This window comes from Nocardiopsis sp. MT53 (assembly GCF_019598965.1).
Lineage (GTDB): Bacteria > Actinomycetota > Actinomycetes > Streptosporangiales > Streptosporangiaceae > Nocardiopsis > Nocardiopsis changdeensis.
Genome location: NZ_CP080599.1, coordinates 3,375,092 through 3,394,388, shown reverse-complemented (window position 1 = coordinate 3,394,388; position 19,297 = coordinate 3,375,092). Strand labels below are relative to the sequence as shown.

The 19,297-nt window shown below is 73.9% G+C and carries 15 protein-coding genes; 6 read left to right on the top strand and 9 right to left on the bottom strand.

Annotation, left to right across the window (positions count from 1 at the left end; translation table 11 throughout):
- Positions 1-23 precede the first annotated feature (23 nt).
- A complete protein-coding gene (gene ahcY / locus K1J57_RS15165) occupies positions 24-1,460 on the bottom strand; it encodes an adenosylhomocysteinase (protein WP_220565051.1) in 1,437 nt (478 codons plus the stop codon).
- A gap of 128 nt (positions 1,461-1,588) precedes the next feature.
- On the opposite strand from ahcY, the gene K1J57_RS15160 reads away from it, so the two are divergent.
- Positions 1,589-1,981 (top strand): MerR family transcriptional regulator, encoded by a 393-nt coding sequence (locus K1J57_RS15160; protein ID WP_220565050.1) that lies wholly within the window; start codon positions 1,589-1,591, stop codon positions 1,979-1,981.
- Positions 1,982-2,084: 103 nt separating this feature from the next.
- Complete coding sequence (locus K1J57_RS15155) at positions 2,085-3,224, top strand: hypothetical protein (RefSeq protein WP_220565049.1); 1,140 nt, start codon at positions 2,085-2,087, stop codon at positions 3,222-3,224.
- Positions 3,225-3,285: 61 nt separating this feature from the next.
- Here the strand turns inward: K1J57_RS15155 and K1J57_RS15150 are convergent, their stop codons facing one another.
- From K1J57_RS15150 to K1J57_RS15135, 4 genes are all read right to left on the bottom strand, one after another.
- On the bottom strand, positions 3,286-4,644 hold the full coding sequence (locus K1J57_RS15150) for a serine/threonine-protein kinase (protein ID WP_220565048.1): 1,359 nt from the start codon (positions 4,642-4,644) through the stop codon (positions 3,286-3,288).
- Between the two features lie 197 nt (positions 4,645-4,841).
- Positions 4,842-5,018, bottom strand: a complete 177-nt coding sequence (locus K1J57_RS15145) for a Trm112 family protein (RefSeq protein WP_013154764.1) — start codon at positions 5,016-5,018, stop codon at positions 4,842-4,844.
- Between the two features lie 65 nt (positions 5,019-5,083).
- The gene (locus K1J57_RS15140) at positions 5,084-6,436 is read right to left on the bottom strand and encodes a phosphomannomutase/phosphoglucomutase (RefSeq protein WP_220565047.1); all 1,353 of its coding nucleotides are present in this window, start codon (positions 6,434-6,436) and stop codon (positions 5,084-5,086) included.
- A 118-nt stretch (positions 6,437-6,554) separates the two neighbouring features.
- Positions 6,555-6,929 carry a DUF3499 domain-containing protein gene (locus K1J57_RS15135; RefSeq protein ID WP_220565046.1) on the bottom strand — a complete coding sequence of 125 codons (375 nt, stop codon included), beginning with the start codon at positions 6,927-6,929 and terminating at the stop codon, positions 6,555-6,557.
- A gap of 267 nt (positions 6,930-7,196) precedes the next feature.
- Here K1J57_RS15135 and K1J57_RS15130 point away from each other — a divergent pair, with 267 nt between their 5' ends.
- Positions 7,197-7,547, top strand: coding sequence for a metallopeptidase family protein (locus K1J57_RS15130; protein ID WP_255647077.1), 351 nt, complete (start codon positions 7,197-7,199; stop codon positions 7,545-7,547).
- A gap of 70 nt (positions 7,548-7,617) precedes the next feature.
- On the opposite strand, the gene K1J57_RS15125 is transcribed toward K1J57_RS15130, so the two are convergent.
- The 4 genes from K1J57_RS15125 to K1J57_RS15110 form a co-directional block, all read right to left on the bottom strand.
- A complete protein-coding gene (locus K1J57_RS15125; protein ID WP_220565044.1) occupies positions 7,618-9,261 on the bottom strand; it encodes a DUF5719 family protein in 1,644 nt (547 codons plus the stop codon).
- 3 nt (positions 9,262-9,264) lie between these two features.
- Entirely contained in the window at positions 9,265-12,723 is a 3,459-nt protein-coding gene (locus K1J57_RS15120; RefSeq protein WP_220565043.1) for a glycosyltransferase family 2 protein, read from the bottom strand.
- A gap of 323 nt (positions 12,724-13,046) precedes the next feature.
- A complete protein-coding gene (locus K1J57_RS15115) occupies positions 13,047-13,334 on the bottom strand; it encodes a WhiB family transcriptional regulator (RefSeq protein ID WP_211715498.1) in 288 nt (95 codons plus the stop codon).
- Positions 13,335-13,572: 238 nt separating this feature from the next.
- Positions 13,573-14,895, bottom strand: a complete 1,323-nt coding sequence (locus K1J57_RS15110; protein ID WP_220565042.1) for a hypothetical protein — start codon at positions 14,893-14,895, stop codon at positions 13,573-13,575.
- A gap of 262 nt (positions 14,896-15,157) precedes the next feature.
- On the opposite strand from K1J57_RS15110, the gene cofD reads away from it, so the two are divergent.
- The 3 genes from cofD to K1J57_RS15095 all read left to right on the top strand — a co-directional run bounded on the left by cofD (position 15,158) and on the right by K1J57_RS15095 (position 19,199).
- Positions 15,158-16,144, top strand: coding sequence for a 2-phospho-L-lactate transferase (gene cofD / locus K1J57_RS15105; protein WP_220565041.1), 987 nt, complete (start codon positions 15,158-15,160; stop codon positions 16,142-16,144).
- Entirely contained in the window at positions 16,141-17,445 is a 1,305-nt protein-coding gene (locus K1J57_RS15100; protein WP_220565040.1) for a coenzyme F420-0:L-glutamate ligase, read from the top strand. Before cofD ends, K1J57_RS15100 begins: the two co-directional genes overlap by 4 nt.
- Before the next feature lie 170 nt (positions 17,446-17,615).
- Positions 17,616-19,199, top strand: a complete 1,584-nt coding sequence (locus K1J57_RS15095) for a Na+/H+ antiporter (RefSeq protein ID WP_220565039.1) — start codon at positions 17,616-17,618, stop codon at positions 19,197-19,199.
- Positions 19,200-19,297 lie beyond the last annotated feature (98 nt).

The window sequence follows — 19,297 nt, the reverse complement described above, 5'->3', positions numbered from 1 at the left end:
GCCCCGGAGTGGGCGGACGTCCGCTAGTAGCGGTAGTGGTCCGACTTGTAGGGGCCCTCGACATCCACGCCGATGTAGGCGGCCTGCTCCTTGCTGAGCCTGGTCAGCTTGACGCCGAGGGCGTCCAGGTGGAGGCGGGCGACCTTCTCGTCGAGGATCTTGGGCAGCGTGTACACGCCGATCGGGTACTCGTCGGGCTTGGTGAACAGCTCGATCTGCGCGATGACCTGGTTGGTGAAGCTGTTGGACATCACGAAGCTGGGGTGGCCGGTGGCGTTGCCCAGGTTGAGCAGGCGGCCCTCGGACAGCACCAGGATGGTGTGGCCGTCGGGGAAGGTCCACTCGTGGACCTGCGGCTTGATCTCCTTCTTGGTGATGCCGGGGACCTTCGCCAGGCCGGCCATGTCGATCTCGTTGTCGAAGTGGCCGACGTTGCCGACGATCGCCTGGTGCTTCATCGCCGTCATGTGCTCGGTCATGATGACGTTGAAGTTGCCGGTGGTGGTGATGAAGATGTCACCGGTCCCCACCACGTCCTCCAGGGTGGTGACCTGGTAGCCGTCCATGGCGGCCTGGAGGGCGTTGATCGGGTCGATCTCGGTGACGACGACCCGGGCGCCCTGGCCGCGCAGCGCCTCCGCGGCGCCCTTGCCCACGTCGCCGTAGCCGCACACCACGGCCACCTTGCCGCCGATGAGGACGTCGGTGGCGCGCATGATGCCGTCGGGCAGCGAGTGGCGGATGCCGTACTTGTTGTCGAACTTGCTCTTGGTGACCGAGTCGTTGACGTTGATCGCCGGGAACGCCAGGCTGCCGTCGCGCTGCATCTCGTACAGGCGCAGGACACCGGTGGTGGTCTCCTCGGTGACGCCCTTGATGCGCTCGGCGATGGTCGTCCACTTGGTCGGGTCCTGGGCCAGGCTCGCCTGGAGCAGCTTGAGGACGACCTCGAACTCCTCGCTGTCGGCGGTGGAGGGGTCGGGGACGGCCCCGGCCTTCTCGTACTGGGCGCCCTTGTGGACGAGCATGGTGGCGTCGCCGCCGTCGTCCAGGATCATGTTGGGGCCCTCACCGTCGGGCCAGGTGAGCGCCTGCTCGGTGCACCACCAGTACTCCTCCAGGGTCTCGCCCTTCCAGGCGAAGACCGGGACGCCCTTGGGGTCGTCGACGGTGCCGTCGGGGCCGACGACGACCGCGGCGGCGGCGTGGTCCTGGGTGGAGAAGATGTTGCAGCTGACCCAGCGCACCTCGGCGCCCAGCGCGACCAGGGTCTCGATGAGGACCGCGGTCTGGACGGTCATGTGCAGCGAGCCCATGATGCGGGCGCCCTGGAGCGGCTTGCTGTCACCGTACTCGGCGCGGGTCGCCATGAGGCCGGGCATCTCGTGCTCGGCGAGCCGGATCTCGTCGCGGCCGAAGGCGGCCAGGGACAGGTCGGCGACCTTGAAGTCGAAAGCCATGCGTTCCTCACTCGTGATGGTCGTGGCGCCCCTGATTCTAGGCCCGGGCGCCCGCCATCAGCACGAATCTGACAACGCGGTGTCAGGTTGCGCCGGTATGGGCGGCGGGCTCGGTTAGGGTCGTCGGCATGGCCCTGCACGACACCTCCGCCGCGTACGGCGTTCCGATGCCCATCTCGGCCGCCGCCGAACGGGTGGGGACGACCCCGCGCATGCTCCGGTACCGGGAGGGGCTGGGGCTGCTGCCCCGCACCCAGGAGCAGCCTACGGGGCGGGGGCACCGGCACCGCCGGTTCACCGAGGAGGACGTGCGGACCATCGCGACCGGCCTGGAGCTGGAGCGGGAGTTCGACATCCCCCCGGCCGCGCTGGCGTTCGCGCTGCGCGTGCTGTCCGAGCCGGAGGTGCTGGCGCGGGTGCGCGCCCACGGGGAGCGGCTGGGGCGGCTGGCCCCGGCGCCGGCCCGCGCCCTGGACTTCGAGAAGCAGAAGGCGATGCGCCTGCTGGGCCGGCGCCCCTGATCGCGCAGGTCGGAGCCGCCGCGCCGTACCGGCGGGCCCGGGTGCCCGGTCAAGGGGCCATCGGGCAGGTTTCACCGGAGCGCCCACGGGCTACGGAGAGAGCGTGGATACCCTACGCCTGAGTGCGGACCCGGAGCGGCTCCCCGACCGCGTGCGCGAAGAGCTGACCGACGTCGACCGGCTGCGCCGGATCTGGTCCGGTCACCGGCAGGCCCAGCCCCGGGAGGCGCGCGAGGCCGCGCGCCGGTCCCTGGTCCGGTCCCGGATCGAGGGGGCCGGGGTCGGCGGGCCCCTGGCCGAGTACCTGGAGTCGGCGCTGGCGGAGGGGATGGGCGGCCGCACGCTCGACCCCGACTACGTGCTCGAACTCGCCGACCGCGTCCACTCCCTGCCCGACCCGGGCGCTTTCCGCGCCCCGGCCGCGCCCCTGGTCGAGTACGACCGGGCCCGCGCCGTGGCCGCCCCCGCGGCGGTCCCGGGCCACCCCCTGGTCCGCGCGGCGCACACCTACGCCGAGACGCTGGCGGCCGTCACCGAACTGGACCACGGGAACGAGGCCCCGCGGCTGCTGCCGTGGCTGGTGGCCGCGCTGGTGCTGCGCCGCGCGGACCTGCCGCCGGTGCCGCCGGTGCACCCGCCCGCGGTGCCCGGCCCGGACTCCGACGAGGGCCCGGCGCCGACCGTTTCGGCGCTGGCCCGGGCCGTCACGGCGGCGCTGCGCGACGAGCTGAGCTGGACGCCGCCGGGGACCGCACCCGACCCCGGGGAGCCGGTGCCGCCCCTGGCCGCGGTGACCCGCCGCCGGGTGACGGACCACCTGCGCTCGCACCGGGAGTCGGTGGGCCTCATCCTGCGCGGCCTGGACCCCGCGGCGCGCGCCGTGGTCCGCACCGGCGGCCACGACTCCGGCGCCGGGGCGGAGGGCCTCTCCGAGGCGGGGCGGGCCGTGCTCACCCCGGGCGCCGCTCACTGGTGGACGGCGCTGGAGCTGACGGTGGAGGACACGACGCTGTCGCTCGTGGTGGTGGTGCAGGAGATCGGCCGCCCCCGGACGGGGGTGCTGGCGGTCACCGTGGACGGGCGGCTGACCGATCCGGACGGGGTGCGCGACGTTCCCGGCATCTCGGGCGCCGAGGCCGTGACCCTGATGCCCGCCGACTGCGTGGACGACCGCTGGCCGCGGATCCGCGACCTGGTGGACGAGGGGGTGTCCCTGGCGCTGGGCGGGCTCACCCGCGTCTGAGGGCCGCGGACGCCCGTGGGGCCCGGCACCGCGCGGTGCCGGGCCCCGCGGGCGCTCACGTTCAGGAGACGACGATGAGGACCAGCAGCAGGACGAGGATGAGGATCGTCATGAGGACCGCCGGGATCACCCAGCTCTGCTGGAGGATCGACTCCTCGGCGGGCGGCTGCTGCGCCGGTCCCCCGTAGGTCTGGTTGGGGTTGCCCGTGACCAGCGGGTTGCCGAACTGCGGCTGGGGCCCCTGCGGGTAGGGGCCGACCGGCCGCGGGCCGGAGGCGCCGGGGTGGCCGGGCACGCCCATGCCGTGCTGGGGGTTGGACGTCCCGGGGTGCCCCGGCAGGCCCATGCCGGGCCGCGGGTTGGAGGTGCCCGGGTGCGGGTAGCCGGGGTGGCCGGGCACGCCCATGCCATGCTGGGGGTTGGACGTCCCGGGGTGCCCCGGCAGGCCCATGCCGGGCCGCGGGTTGGAGGTGCCGGGGTGGCCGTGGCCGAACCCGCCCTGGGGCCCGGTCTGCGGGCGCACCGGCATCTGCCCCTGCGGGATGAGGCCGGTCTGGGCGATCTGCTCGCCCTGCTTGAGGGCGTCCTCGGTGGAGGGGGCCTCGTCGGCGTCCTCGTGGCCGAGCAGGCGCATGAGGAGCTTCTGGGCGGTGGGCCGCTGGGCGGGGTCCTTGTTCAGGCAGGCCGCGACGATGGGGCGCAGGGCATCGTCGACGCCGTCGATGTCCGGCGGGGCGCTGATGACCCGGTGCACGACCGCCGGGACGGTGTCGGAGCCGAACGGCGCACGCCCGCTGGAGGCGAACGCGATGACGCAGCCCCAGGCGAAGACGTCGCACTTGTCGGTGATGCCGCGCCCCTCGATCTGCTCGGGCGCCATGTAGGAGGGCGTGCCGACGATCGAGTTGGTCATGGTGGCGGTGCCGTCGTCGACCCGGGCGATGCCGAAGTCGATGACGCGGGGCCCGTCCGGGCCCAGCAGCACGTTGCCGGGCTTGAAGTCGCGGTGGACGATCCCGGCCTTGTGGATGGCCACGAGCGCGGTGGCGGTGGAGACCGCGAGCCGCTGCAGCGCCGAGCCGCGCAGCGGGGCGCCCTTGGCGACCGTCTCCTGGAGGTCCTTGCCGGGCACGAACTCGCTGACCACGTAGGGCGGGTCGCTGTCGAGCTGCGCGTCGATGATCGCGGCGGTGCAGAAGGAGGCGACCTTCTGCGCGGCGCGGACCTCCTTCTCGAACCGCTTGCGCAGGTCGCTGTCGCGGGACCACTGGTCGTTGAGGACCTTGACCGCGTACTCCTCGCCCTGCGGGTCCTCGGCCAGGTACACGATGCCCTGGCCGCCCTTGCCCAGGCGTCCGGTCACGCTGTAATCGCCGAACGCGGAGGGATCGCTCGGCTGTAGCGGTTCGGGACCGGGCATCGGTGTCCTCCAGGGAGGTCGTGTTGGACGGGGTGGGCACGAACAGGGTACGGCTTGCGGGGGTATGGGACGGTGCGTCCGTCACCCCCCGGAGACGAAGTCTCTCACTTCGTCGCACCCGCTATGACTACCGGAATGCCCATAACGTTCCATAAGGGTCCGACATGAATTCGGTCCCTTCCCCGTCCGGGACACCGTCAGCCGATCTTGCGGGCCTCGTCGACCAGCAGGACGGGGATGCCGTCCCGGATCGGGTAGGCCAGACCGCTCTCGTCGCAGACCAGCTCGTCGGTCTCGGGGTCGTGGCGCAGCGGCGCCTGGCTCTGCGGGCAGGCCAGGATCTCCAGCAGCCAGCCGTCGATCTTCGTGCTCATGGTCCTCGTTCCTCGTCGTGCGGGGCGGGACGGCCGAACGTCCCACCCCTCCATCATGCCCCCTCTCAGGAGCGGACGATGGCCAGCACCTCGTCGCGCAGGGCGTCGACCGCGGCCGCGTCCGGGGCCTCGACGTTGAGCCGCAGCAGCGGCTCGGTGTTGGAGGCCCGCAGGTTGAACCAGGAGCCGTCGGGCAGCGTGACGGTCAGGCCGTCCAGCTCGTCGACCTCGGCGCCCTCGCGCCCGGCGAACGCGTCGCGCACCGCGGCCGTGCGGTCGGCGGCGTCGGCGACCTCGGAGTTGATCTCGCCCGAGGCGGCGTAGCGCGAGTACTCGGCGGTGATCTCCGACAGCGGCCGCTCGTCGGAGCCCAGCACGCGCAGGACGTGCATGGCGGCGAGCATGCCGGTGTCGGCCTTCCAGAAGTCGCGGAAGTAGTAGTGGGCGGAGTGCTCGCCGCCGAACACCGCGCCGGTCTCGGCCATGGTGGCCTTGATGTAGGAGTGGCCCACGCGGGTGCGCACCGGGACGCCGCCGTGCTCGCGGACGATCTCGGGCACGGCGTGCGAGGTGATGAGGTTGTGGATGACCGTCGCGCCGGGGTCCCGGGCCAGCTCCTGCACCGCGACCAGGGCGGTGATCGCCGAGGGCGGCACGGCGTCGCCGTTCTCGTCCACGACGAAGCAGCGGTCGGCGTCGCCGTCGAAGGCCAGGCCGATGTCCGCGCCGGTCTCACGGACCTTCTTCTGGAGGTCGACGATGTTGGCCGGGTCCAGGGGGTTGGCCGGGTGGTTGGGGAAGGTGCCGTCGAGCTCGAAGTAGAGCGGCACGATCTCCAGCGGCAGGCCCTGCTCCAGGACGGCGGGGACGGTGTGGCCGCCCATGCCGTTGCCCGCGTCCACGACGACCTTGAGCGGCCGGATCCCGGACAGGTCCACCAGGGTGCGCAGGTGGTCGGCGTACCCGGCGAGCAGGTCCTTCTCGGTGACCGTGCCGGCCGGGCCGTCGTGGGCGGGCACGCCCTCCTCGGCCAGCCGGCGGATCTCGGCCAGGCCGGTCTCGGCGCTGATGGGGGCGGCCCCGGCCCGGCACATCTTGATGCCGTTGTACTGGGCGGGGTTGTGGCTGGCGGTGAACATCGCGCCGGGCAGGTCGAGCGCGCCGGAGCCGTAGTACAGCAGGTCGGTGGAGCCCAGTCCGGCGAAGACCACGTCGACGCCCTGCGAGGTGACCCCGTCGGCGAAGGCGCGGGCCAGCTCCGGCGAGGAGGGGCGCATGTCGTGGGCGACCACGACCGCCGGTCCGCCGACGGTCCGGGCGAAGGCCGCCCCGATCGCCCGGGAGATGTCCGCGTCGAGGGTGTCGGGGATCACACCGCGTACGTCGTATGCCTTGAAGATGCCTGCGAGGTCTGCCACGTCTTCTCCGGCCGGATCGGTCCTGCTCCGAATGGTCATGCCGCACGGGCACGCCCGCGCGCGGTACCAACCTAGCAAGGGGCGCGGCGGCCCCCCGGTACGAGGGCGCGCCGGCCGCTCAGGGCCGGGGGTCCGGCCGGGAGGGGTCGGAGCGGACGACCCGCAGGTGTCCGCGGCGCATGCCGTCGGGGCCGTCGGCGTCGTCGGCCGGGCGGGCCGGCGGGCGCGCCGCCTCACGTACGGCGTCCGCGAGGGCCTCCAGGTCGTCGCTTCCGGGACCTCCGCCCACCGTCTCGACGGGGAGCCGGACGACCTCCCAGCCGCGCGGCGCCGTCAGGCGGTCGGCGTGCATGGCGCAGAGGTCGTAGCAGTGCGGTTCCACGTAGGCGGCGAGCGGTCCGAGGACGGCCGTCGAGTCGGCGTAGACGTACGTGAGCGTGAAGACGGCGGGCTGCCGGCAGGCGGTTCGGGAGCAGCGTCGAACAGGGCTCACAGCGTTCGACTGTATGCCTTTACTGAGGGACACGCCAGCATCGTTCCACGACCTGGTCTGTTTCGTGGTGTCCAACGCGATACCGGTGCCGGACGCGCGTTCCGCCGGGGCGGTTCGGGGGGCCGGCCGATCGGCGCGCCCGCGGGGCTACGCGAGGCGCCCGTGATGGCTTAGTCTCGAAGTGTGCGACGAGTGCGCCCTTCCCATGGCCAACCTGACCGAGTGCGACGCCGGGACCGCCGCGGCCGAGGCATCCGCGGTCCTCTCGTGCCCTCCGACCTGCCGGTGTTCCGCAGCCGTGCGCAGGCGTTCGACGACCTCGTGCTGGACGCGGTCGAACGCCTGGAGCGGTTGTGGGCGCGCGAACTGGCGAACGTCGACTTCCTCGTGGAGGACGTCCCACCGGTTCCGCCCCGGGGCCCCCTGACCGAGGCGATCCCCTTCTCCCGACTGGAGACCGATCCCTCGGGCCGGGCCCGCATCGTGGTGTACCGGCGTCCGCTGGAGATCCGGACCAAGGACCCGGAGGAGATGGCCCTCCTCGTCCACGAGACCGTGGTCGAGGAGGTCGCCAACCTGCTCGGCGTGGAACCGGAGTCGGTCGACCCCGAGAACTGACCGGACCGCCCGGGGCCCGGTCCCGGAGGCGGACGGTGGAGGCCGCCGCCGGGCCCCCGGCCCGCGCCGCTCAGGGCACCAGGCCCACCATCGTGTCGCGCACGACCGGCAGGGCCACCTCCACCGGCGCCGGGCGCACCGGCAGCGCGCCGAGGGCGTCGCCGTCGGCGGTGAGGATCCGGGCCGCGTACAGCGGCCCCGAGCCCTCCAGCAGGTCCAGGCGGACCGTGTAGCCGTCCGCGGGGTCGGTCCCCTCCGGTGCCGTCCAGCCCTCGCCGTCCCCGCCGAACACGGCCGTGGTGCCCGCGGCGACCTCGGTGCGGACCGCGTCGCCCTGGGTTCCGTCGGCCCCGACCGGGGTGGCCATCAGCCGGACGTCGCCCTCCGGGGCCGTGAGCACGAGCCGGGTCGTGGTGCCCTCCGGGGAGTCGGGCAGCACCGCCGTGGTGTCCAGCGGGAACGACAGCGGCGGCACGGCCGCGGTGTAGGCGGTCTCCAGGATCTCGTCGGGGTCGTCGCCGGTGGACTCGGCGGCCACCCCGGCGACCACGGGCACGTCGGACTCCACCACGACCGCGCCGGCCCGCCCGGCCAGGGCGGCGTCCAGGCTGACCCGGGCGGAGGCGGCGGGCGGGACCCGCAGCTCCAGCGGGTCGTCCGGGGTGCCCTCGGCCGCCGCGGCGTCGTCCTCGCCGTCCTCTCCGGATCCCTCCCCGGCCTGCCCGGATCCGTCGCCGGGCCCGATGACGTGGACGCGCACCCGGGCGGGCTCCTCGCCCGGGGCGGTGACGACCAGGTGGCGCCGCCCGCCGCCGCCCGGGACGCCCGGGATCACGTGCTCGCGTGCGGGGGCCGCGGTGGGCGGGACCCAGTCGGTGTGCCCCTCGACGTGCTCGGCGAGCAGCGAGGCGGCGACCCGGCCGGTGCTGGTGCGCACCTGCACGCCGATCCCGCCGATGCTCTGTGCCAGTTCGGTGATGTCCAGTTCGGTGGACTGACCGGGCAGCAGGGAGATGCCCCGGCTGTCGAGGGAGTAGGACGGCCCGCCGCTGGTGTGGATGTCCAGGCTGGCGGTGGCCCTGGAGGTCTCGGGGTTGGCGAGGTGGACGGTGATCCGCTCCAGCCGGACGCCCTCGGAGTCGCCGCCGCCGGGCAGGGCGAACCAGGTGCTCACCGAGGGCTCGGCGCAGCGCACCTCGGTGACGCCGTCGGAGGCGACGGTGATCTGGGCCGACTCCAGGCCGGAGGCGAGCGAGCCCCGGGCGTGGACGGCGGTCGGCTCGGCGGCGCCGGAGGTGTCGACCCCCCACACGCTGCCGGGTTCGGTCAGCTCCTCGCCCAGGAGCATGTCGGGGTCGGGGGCGCCGCTGGTGCCGGTGGAGGTGCTCTGCGCGTCGGAGCCGTCCCGCCCCGCCGTGCCCCCGTCCGCGTCCGTGTCCTCGTCCTCGGCGGCGGGCGGGACCGGGACGGCCCACAGGCCGCCGGTGTCGTCGCGGCTGACCCGGGGCGCGAACGCGGCGACGGAACTGTCGGCGTCCTCGTCGTGCGGTGCCGGGCAGACCCGCAGCGTGTGGGAGGGGCGGGCGGTCCCGGGGCCGGTGACGCCCAGTTCGGCGGTCACCGGCCGGACCGCCACGGCGATGCCGAACAGCGCGGCCAGGGCCAGCGCGACCAGCCCGAACAGCGCGAACCGGTTCTCCACGATCAGTCGCACGGCCTACTCCTCCCTCTCGTCACCGGCGGCACCGGTGTCGGGGACCGCGCCGTCCCGCGCGGAACCGGCCCGGCGCCGCCCCTTGCGGCGGGTGCCGCGGCGGCGGCCGCGCACCGCTCGGATCGACCCGGTGTCGGTGACGGCGAACTCGCCGGTGGCGGGCTCCCCTGTGGCGAACTCACCGGCGGGGAACTCGCCGGTGGGGGGCTCCTCCGCCTCCCCGTCCGGGGACGGCTCCCCGGCGTCGGTCCCCGGGTCGGCCCCGGGCGCGGTGCGCGCCCGGGAGCCTCGGCGGCCGCGGCGCGGTACGCGCAGCCCCGCCGGGCGGCGGGGCCGGGGGGCAGGGGTGGACTCGATGAGCCGGGCGTCCTCCTCGGTCCGCACGCCGGGGGCGGCCAGGACCGCGACGACGAGCAGCAGCACGCCCTGGGTGGCCACCCAGGCGGTGTGCACGTGGTCGGTGTGCCACACCCGGAGCTCGCCCCCCTGCGCCGGGAGCTCCCAGGCCTGGGTCCCGCCCTGCCCCTCGGCCGGGGTCAGCTCGGTGCCGCCGATGCTGGCCCGCCAGCCGTTCCCGGCGGTCTCCGCCAGGGCCAGGCGGCGCCCGGTGCCGCCCTCCTCCACCCGGGCGGTGAAGTCGTGGCCGGGCCCGCTCACCCGCAGCGGCTCCGTCTCCAGCCCGTCCTGGGAGACCACGCGCAGCCGCCCGGTGGGCTCGGCCAGCCGCCACAGGCCGTAGCGGTCGGACAGCGACTCCCGCATCAGCCCGGGGGTGCCGTCCAGCATGTCCACGATGGTGACGTCGGTGAGCGTTCCGGTCCGCGGCCGGGGGTAGAGCACGTACTGGATGCCGTGGTCGGCCAGGACGCGCAGCCGGTCTCCGCCCTGCCCGATGGCCAGTTCGGCGACGGCCCGGTCCACGGCCGCCCGGGAGGCGTCGTCGGGGCGGATGCGCTCCTCCCCCAGGCGGGGTTCGCGGCCGCGGACGACGGTGTAGCCCACACCGCCCTCGCCGTCCGGGGCGACGACGAGGGTGCGCGGCTCGGTGCCGTCGTCGCTCAGGCCGACCCCGGCGCCGACCAGGGTGCCGGGCAGGACCGGGGCGGCGCGCGAGGTGAGCGGTCCGTCCACGCCCTCCCACATCCACACGCCCGCCCCGGCCAGGGGTGTGGCGACGGCGAGGAGTGCGACGCCGACGGCGAAGGCCCTGCGCAGGCCGCCCAGGGACAGCATGGTGCGGAAGGCGCGGGCGGCGGTGGCCGCCGACAGCAGCACCGCCGTGGCCGCGAAGGTCAGCGCCACGCCGGGCCAGACCGCCGCGGGCGGTCCGCCGAAGTGGGGCTCGACCACCAGGCGGGAGGTGAGGATCGCGACGAGCAGCCCGAACACGGCCAGGGACCAGCCGGCGGCGACCAGGACGCGGTTGCGCAGGAGCAGCAGCGCGCACAGGGCGGCGGCGAGCAGCCCGGCGGTCACCCAGACCGGGGGCGCGCCGGGTCCGCCCGGGGAGAGCATGAGCAGCTGTTCGGGGGTGGCGCCCGGCTCCGACAGCTCGGGGCGGTGCAGCCCGGCCTCCAGCAGCCACTGGGAGGGGTGCAGCAGCAGGTCGAGGGTCCAGGGCATGAGCATGACCAGGGGGACGCCCAGGGCGATGCCGACGTCGGCGTACAGGCGGCGGCCCAGGTGCCCGAAGGCGGCCGCCACCAGCAGGCCGGTGACCAGTGCCAGCGGCCACACCAGGGGGACGAACGCGGTGGCGGCGGCCAGGGCCAGGCCCAGTCCCCAGGCGGCCCGCCGGGCGTGCTTGGCCGGCATGGCCACCACGCGGATGAGCAGCAGGCCCAGGACCGGCATGAGCACGTGGACCACGGCGGTGCCCAGCCGCCCCTGGGCGATCGCGCCGGTGGCGACCGGCAGCAGCGCGTAGGAGGCGGCCATCCAGACGCGGGCGGGCCGGTAGCCGAGCACCTCGCGGGCGAGCAGGTAGGCGGTGGCGCCGGCCAGGGGCACGGAGCCCAGCAGCAGTACGGAGACCGCGATCCAGGGCTTGCCGAGGGCGGCCGTGGACAGCAGGGCCAGAAGCCCGACGTAGGGCGGGACCGGGCCGTCGGAGCCCAGACCGGAGTCGGGGGCCCCGGACAGGTAGAGGTTCCACAGGTCGGCGGCGCCGCCCGCGACGGGCGGCAGGGCGCCGCCGGCCAGCAGGGGGCCGAAGAGCAGGGAGCGTTCGGCGACGAGCGCGACGACCGTCAGCGCGATGACGAGCAGCGGGCCCGGCCGCAGCACCACCCGGCGCAGGAAGCCCCCGGTGTCGGTGGGCGCCTCCTCGTCCTCGGGGGCGGGGGCGGTGGTGACGGCCTGGTGGCGGCCCGCGGTGTCGATGACCGGCTCGCCGGAGAGCACCCCGGTGAGGAAGTCCGCGAACTGGCGCGCCGCCACACCGCGCGCCAGGTAGGGCCGGATCGCGCTGTAGGTGCGGCGGCGGTCGCGCCGGCGCCGGAAGCGGGCCCGCAGCAGCTTGTCCGGCCGCAGGTAGACCAGGGTGATCGCGGCCGCCTCGTCGAGGGCGTTGGCGGGCTGCTTCATGAACAGGTACATGATCACGCGCAGCAGCGACCCGACGGAGTTGCGCAGCAGCGCGGCGAGCATGCCGCCGAAGGGCAGGTTGGCCAGCAGCACGAACACGGCGTGCCTGCGGTCCACCCGGCGCGGGTGGTTGCGGGTGGCGCCGATGGGGCGCCGCCGGCGCGCGGAGGCCTCGGCGTGGTAGGCGACGGCCTCGGTGACGATGAGGACGTGCAGCCCCGCGCCGCCCACCCGCCAGCAGAGGTCGATGTCGTCGCGGAACAGCGGCAGGGCGCGGTCGAAGCCGCCCAGGCGCTCCCACACGTCGCGGCGGACCAGCATGCCCGCGCTGGACACGGCCAGGACCTGGCGGGTTCCGTCGTGCTGGCCGTGGTCGAACTCGCGCGGCTCCAGCCCGGTCTCGCGGCGCCCCGCTCCGTCGATGGTCACGCCGGCCTCGATCAGCAGGCGGCGGTCGAACCAGTCGCGGAGCTTGGGGCCCAGGACGGCGGCGCGCGGGTCGCGGTCGGCGGCGGCGAGGAGGTGGGCGAGGGCGTCCTCCTCGGGGGCGAGGTCGTCGTGGACGAGCCAGATCCACTCGGTGGCGTCCTCGTCGAACCCGTGGACCGGCGACGTGGAGCGCGGCAGTTCGAGGGCGGCGCGCACCGCGTCGCCGTAGCCCGTGCGGGAGGGCAGGCCGATGACCGCGTCCGGCGGCAGGTACTCGCGGAGGACGTCCACGCCGCCGTCGGTGCTTCCGGTGTCGGCGGCCACGGCGCGCTGCACCGGGCGGCTCTGGGCGCGCAGCGCGGCCATGGTCTCCGGCAGCCAGCGCGCCCCGTCGTGGGACACGATGACCGCGGTCACGACGTGTCGGGCTGAGTCGAGGTCGAGCACGGCTGTGGTGGGTTCTCTCCGAGGGAAGGGGCGGGCCTCCCGGGCGCCGGGCCGAAGGGCGGGGGCGCCGGGGCGGTGGGCGTGCGGTCACGCCGGTCCCGACCACGGGTCGGGGGTGGCACGGGTGCGTGCGGGACATCACCCTACGCCACCTCACACCATTGCGTACCTATTCGCCCCCGGTCCGACGTCCGGCGACTTATCCCCCTATTCGCCATTGCGGGGCCTTGCGTGCCAAACCTCACTTTGGACCTGAACGGTCGGGAACATGAAAAAAGCGCGCCCGGGCTCGCGGCCCGGGCGCGCCTCACGCGCGCGCCCTGCTACAGCATGTCCGCCAGGAAATCGAAATCCCCTCCGGCGGCTTTCTTCAGCCTTCGGCGCTCGCGTTCGGAGAGTCCCCCCCAGATACCGAACCGCTCATCGTGTTCGAGCGCGTATTCCAGGCACTCCGCGCGCACGTCGCACGACTGACAGACCTTCTTCGCCTCCCGGGTCGAGCCGCCCTTCTCGGGGAAGAACGCCTCCGGGTCGGTCTGTGCGCACAGTGCGCGTTCCTGCCAGCCCAGATCCTCATCCGAGCCGTGCGCCAGCGGGATGACCTCGCTCATGCGCACCTCCTGTTGCCCCCCATAGATGACCCGACCCATTTCGTCCCCCGGGCCGGGCGGAATCCCACCTTGAAATTACACGTGGACGCAGTGCTACTCGTCAAGCGCCCTGCGTGGTAATCCACTGAATATCATGTAACGAAGCGCCAACGCTGCTCGGTTCATGTCCGTTCTGCGGATTACCACGCAATTCACGACGTTCCAAGGAGGCGGGGGGCTCGGGGCCCACGCGGAGGGTTCAGCGCTGGCCCTCGCCCCCGTACCAGCCCTGCTGGCCCCCGGTACCGCCCTGTCCTTGCTGGTCAGAGCCGTATCCGGAGCCCGAGCCGTACTGGTCTCCGTAGCCGGAGCCGCCCTGGTCGGTCGTCTCCGTGGCGTTGTTCTCACCGGAGTTAAAGAAAGGTTCAACTCCACTCTCGGACGGCTGCCCCTGGGCCTGCCCCTGCCCGTACCAGCCGTAGTTGATGGCGTCCTGGGCCGCCTGCTCGCCGGAGGCCGACTGCTCGCCCTGCTGCGGGGCGTACTGGGACGGGTCGTAGGCCTGGCCGTACCCCTGCTGCTGCCCCGAGGCGTCGGTGCCGTACTGCGGCTGCACCTGCGTCTGGCCGTACGGGTTCGCGTCGTACCCGGCCTGCGGCTGCTGCGCCTGGCCCGACGTGTCGGTGCCGTACTGCTGCTGGGCCTGGCCGTACTGGTTGGGGTCGTAGGCCGCCTGCTGACCGGACGCGTCGGTGCCGTACTGCGCCTGGCCGTAGGACTGCTGGGCGCCGGTGCCGTACTGCGGCTGCACCTGCGTCTGGCCGTACGGGTTCGCGTCGTACCCGGCCTGCGGCTGCTGCGCCTGGGACGCGTCGTAGGCCTGCGCCTGCTGGCCCGACGTGTCGTAGGACTGCTGCGGGGCGTAGGACTGCTGGGCGCCCGTGGCGTAGTGCTGCTGGACCTGCGCCTGGCCGTACTGGTTCGGGTCGTACGCCGCCTGCTGCTGCGCCTGGCCCGGGACGGCCTGAGCGGGGTCGGCCGCGGGCTGGCCGCCGGTCATGGTCGGGTCCTGGTAGCCGGGCTGGCCGTACGCCTGCGGGTAGCCGCCGTAGGTCTGCGCCTGCGGGGTGGCCCGCGGCACCAGGTTCGGGTCGTTGAACGCCTTGAGCAGCGCGAAGGCGAAGATGCCCAGCACCGCGCCCTGGCCCAGGGTGCTCAGGAAGCCGGCGAAGCCGAGGCTGATCGCGTCGATCTCACTGGCGGCGATGAACTCGGTGATCAGGTTGATGAGCGCGAAGAGCAGCCCCAGGCCGGAGAAGATGAGCGCGGTCAGCACGACGCCGAAGGCCGCCGGCCGGGTCCGCTCGGAGGTGAGGACCAGGAGCACCGCGGCGGCGAGCAGGACCACGACGGACAGGCCGAAGAAGTTGCCCCCCGCGCCCCCCAGCGCCGAGGCGAAGGACCCCGGGTAGCCCGATCCGGCTATCAACCGGATGAAACCCGCCAGCACACCGGCGCCGACGGCACCGATCAGGACCCACGCCGCGGGTAGGCGCAGGCGTTCCAGTGTTTCGTTGTTCAAGGGAGATTCCCCTCTGCTGCTTCGTCGCCGCCCTCGTGGGAGGAAGAGTGGCTCTGTCGTCGGGCTGTTCGGTTGGAATCGGTCGATCCCGGCCGCGGAACACGGGGACGCCGGAGGACCGGACCGTGAAAGTGGGACGGCGGCCACGGTACCGGGGTTCGGCCGAACGGCGAACCGGCGGTACCGGTACGGTCACGCCGGGGTCGCGCCCACGGTGGGGCAGACGACCCGTACATGCTTCCAGCCTGCCAGACTTGGACGCATGCGGATAGTCGTACCGGCCGGTGGTATCGGCGGAGCACGCTTCCTTCGGGGCCTGAAGGCCGCCCTGGGAATCGACTCCCCGGTCCCGGAGGAGCAGAGCACGAACGCCATCACCGTCATCGGCAACACGGGTGACGACATCACTCTGTTCGGACTGAGGATATGTCCGGATCTGGACACGGTGATGTACACCCTGGGCGGGGGTATCGACGAGGAGCGCGGCTGGGGGCGGGCCGACGAGACCTTCACGGTCAAGGAGGAGCTGGCCGCCTACGGCATGCGCCCCACCTGGTTCGGCCTGGGCGACCGGGACACCGCCACCCACATCGTGCGGTCCCAGATGCTCGCGGCGGGGTACCCGCTGTCGGCGGTCACCGAGGCGCTGTGCGACCGGTGGCGGCCCGGGGTGCGGCTGCTGCCGATGACCGACGACCAGGTCGAGACGCACGTGGTCGTCGAGGAGGACGGGCGCAGGCGCGCGATCCACTTCCAGGAGTGGTGGATCAGGCACCGGGCGGCGGTGCCCGCGCAGAGCATCGTGAGCGTGGGCGCGGAGGACGCCAAGCCCGGGCCCGGGGTGCTGGAGGCGATCGCCGAGGCCGACCTCGTGGTCCTGCCGCCGTCGAACCCGGTGGTGAGCGTGGGGTCCGTCCTGGGGATCCCCGGGATCAGGGAGGCGCTGGCCGCCAAGACCGTGGTGGGCGTCTCCCCCATCATCGGGGGCGCCCCGGTGCGCGGTATGGCCGACGCCTGCCTGGACGCGATCGGTGTGGAGACGAGCGCCGGGGCGGTCGCCGCCCACCTGGGCGCCGACCTGCTCGACGGGTGGCTGGTGGACGAGGCCGACGCCGGGACCGAGGTCGAGGGGATCGAGGTGCGCTCGCGCCCGCTGTACATGAGCGACCTCCGGACCACCGAGGCCATCGCCCGGGCCGCCCTGGACCTGGGCCGCGAGCTGGCCGGGCGCAAGGGCGGCGGCGAGTGAGCGCGGACGCGGGCACCGGTGTGCGGGTGCGCGGGCTGGCGGGCCTGCCGGAGGTGGGCGCGGGCGCCGACCTGGTCGCGCTGATCGCGGACGCCGTCGAGGCCTCGGGGGAGCCGCTGGCCGACGGCGACGTCCTGGTGGTCACCTCCAAGATCGTCGCCAAGGCCGAGGGGCGGCTGCGCCGGATGGCCAAGGAGGCCGCCGTCGACGCCGAGGCCGTGCGGGTGGTGGCCCGGGCCGGGAGGACCCGGATCGTGCAGACCCGGCACGGGCTGGTGATGGCCGCCGCCGGGGTGGACGCCTCCAACGTCGAACCCGGCACGGTGCTGCTGCTCCCCGAGGACTCCGACGCGTCGGCCCGCGCCCTGCGCGCCGGGCTGCGCGAGCGGCTGGGGGTGCGGGTGGGCGTCATCGTCTCCGACACCTTCGGGCGGCCCTGGCGGGTCGGGCAGACCGACGTGGCCATCGGCGCGGCCGGGCTGGACCCGGTGCAGGACCTCCGGGGCACGACGGACACCCACGGCAACCTCATGGAGGCGACCGTCAACGCGGTCGCCGACGAGATCGCCGCCGCCGGCGAGCTGGTCAAGGGCAAGACGAGCGGTGTGCCGGTGGCGGTGGTCAGCGGCCTGTCGGTCGTCACCGACGCGGACGGGCCGGGGGCCGCGGCGCTGGTGCGCACGGCGGACGCCGACCTGTTCCGGTACGGCTCGCGCGACGTGGTGCCCGCCCGGCGCACGGTGCGCGCGTTCACCGACGACCCGGTGGACCCCGCGGCGGTGCGCCGGGCGGTGGCGGCGGCGATCACCGCGCCCGCCCCGCACCACACGACGCCGTGGCGGTTCGTCCTGGTGGAGTCGGCGCCGGTGCGCAAGCGGCTGCTGGACGCGATGCTCCAGGCGTGGGTGGCCGACCTGCGCGGCGACGGGTTCGACGAGGACGCGATCGCCCGGCGCACCCGGCGCGGCGACGTGCTGCGGGGGGCGCCCTACCTGGTGGTGCCGTTCCTGGTGGCCGACGGGGCGCACGCCTATCCCGACGAGCGGCGGGCCGACGCCGAGCGGACCATGTTCCACGTGGCGATGGGCGCCGGGGTGCAGGGGCTGCTGGTGGGGCTGGCCGTCGAGGGGCTGGGCTCGGCCTGGATCTCCTCCACGATGTTCTGCGCCGACGTGGTGCGGGAGGTGCTGGAGGTGCCCGACCACTGGCGGCCGATGGGCGCGGTCGCGGTGGGGCACGCCGCCGAGCCGCCGCGCGAGCGGCCGCCGCGCGACCCGGAGGACTTCATCGAGGTCCGCTGAGGCCGGTCCCCGGCGCCGCGGCCGCGGGTCCCCGGCGAGCGCCGGCCTCGCGGCCGCGGCGCCTCCGGGCCGCCCCGACCGGGGGCGCCCGGCGCGTCGCCGGGGGCCCGGCCGCGGTGCGGCGGGCATCCTGGGGTGCCGTACGGGGGTGCGGGCGAGGGGGCGGCGGTATGGGCGTCGAAGAGTACGTGGTCGGCACGCTGGTGGTCGTGGTGGCGGTGATCATCGGCCGGCTGATCGCCATGAGGCTGCGGATACCGGACGCGATCGTCCTGGTGGTGCTGGGCATGGCGCTGGGGCTGCTGCCCGGCGTGGACTCGCTGACGATCGCCCCCGAGATCGTGCTGCTGGTGTTCCTGCCGCCGCTGATCTACAACGCCGCGTTCTTCACCTCCCCCAAGGACTTCCGGGAGCTGCTCCGGCCGATCGTGGTCATGGCGGTCGGGGTGACCCTGGTGACGGCGCTGGGGCTGGCCGCGGTCGTCTACTTCCTCATCCCGGCGGTGGGCTGGCCCGCGGCGATCGCCCTGGGGGCGGCGATCGCGCCGACGGACGCGGTGGCGGCGTCCGCGATCCTCAAGCGGGTGGGCACGCCCCGGCGGGTGCTGACGATCCTGGAGGGCGAGTCGCTGATCAACGACGCGGTCGCGCTCACCCTGTTCAGCCTGGCGCTGACGGCGATGTCGCATCCGCTGACCCCGGCCGAGGGCGTCCTGGAGCTGGCGAAGGTCGTGGTGGGCGGGCTGGCGTTCGGCGCGCTGGTGGCGTGGCTGGTGGCCTGGTCGCGCAGGCTGATCGAGGACTCCTCCGTCCAGCTGATGATCGTGCTGATCACCCCGTTCGCGGCCTACGTCCCCTCGGAGATGCTGGGCTTCTCGGGGGTGCTGTCGGCGGCGCTGGCCGGGATCGTGCTGGGCACCCGGGGCGAGGGCCTGCTGCCGCCGAAGGTGCGGGTGACCGCGCAGACGCTGTGGCAGACCCTGGTGGCGGTGCTGGAGTCCATGCTGTTCGTGCTGCTGGGCCTGCAGCTGGACGCGGTGATCACAGCCGTCCGCGAGCACTACTCGTTCCCGCGGCTGGTGCTGGTGGCGCTGCTGGTGACGGTCACGGCGGTAGTCCTGCGGATGGGGCTGATGATGGCGGTGATCCCGCTGCAACGGGTGATCCCCTTCCTCAACCTGGAGGTGTCGTCCTTCCGGGAGAGGGTCGTCATCGGGTGGAGCGGGATGCGCGGCGCCGTGTCGCTGGCGATCGCGCTGTCGCTGCCCGCGACCGTCGGGGGCGAGCCGTTCACCGAGCGCGGGGGGCTGATCTTCGTCGCCGGGGTGGTGGTGATGGGCACGCTGATGGGCCAGGGGCTCAGCCTGCCCCTGGTGCTGCGCAGGCTGGGGGTGGGCGGCGGGGACTCCCACCGGAAGGAGTTCCTGATCGCCGACCACGCGATGAGCTGCGCGGCGCTGAGCAAGGTGGACGAGCTCCAGACCTCCGGGGAGGTCGACGCCGGGACCGCGGAGTCGCTGCGGAGCGCGTACTCCCGGCGGGTGGGCGAGGTGCAGGCGCTGCTGGACGAGGACGACTCGGCGTTCGAGCGGGCGGAGAGCGTCAAGGCCGTGCACGCGCAGATCCTGGACGCCCGCCGCGACACCCTGAGGGCGCTCTACCGGGAAGGGCGCATCGACCACGCGGTCTTCCAGTCGCTCAGCAGGGACATGGACCTCGGCGAGAGCAAGGGCGGGCCGTTCCAGAGCGGGTGAATTCCAGGCGGACGAATGGAGTCCCTTTCGGTACCGGGCCCCGAAGAAAACTGAAAGCTTTCCTTCCCATTGCATTGACGCGCAGGTAAGGCAACTCT

Bases quoted from the DNA above. Each gene is read 5' to 3' on its own strand.
- K1J57_RS15160 (WP_220565050.1), top strand. From the start codon at position 1,589: ATGGCCCTGCACGACACCTCCGCCGCGTACGGCGTTCCGATGCCCATC.
- K1J57_RS15095 (WP_220565039.1), top strand. From the start codon at position 17,616: ATGGGCGTCGAAGAGTACGTGGTCGGCACGCTGGTGGTCGTGGTGGCG.
- K1J57_RS15145 (WP_013154764.1), bottom strand. From the start codon at position 5,018: ATGAGCACGAAGATCGACGGCTGGCTGCTGGAGATCCTGGCCTGCCCG.
- cofD (WP_220565041.1), top strand. From the start codon at position 15,158: ATGCGGATAGTCGTACCGGCCGGTGGTATCGGCGGAGCACGCTTCCTT.
- K1J57_RS15150 (WP_220565048.1), bottom strand. From the start codon at position 4,644: ATGCCCGGTCCCGAACCGCTACAGCCGAGCGATCCCTCCGCGTTCGGC.
- K1J57_RS15115 (WP_211715498.1), bottom strand. From the start codon at position 13,334: ATGAGCGAGGTCATCCCGCTGGCGCACGGCTCGGATGAGGATCTGGGC.
- ahcY (WP_220565051.1), bottom strand. From the start codon at position 1,460: ATGGCTTTCGACTTCAAGGTCGCCGACCTGTCCCTGGCCGCCTTCGGC.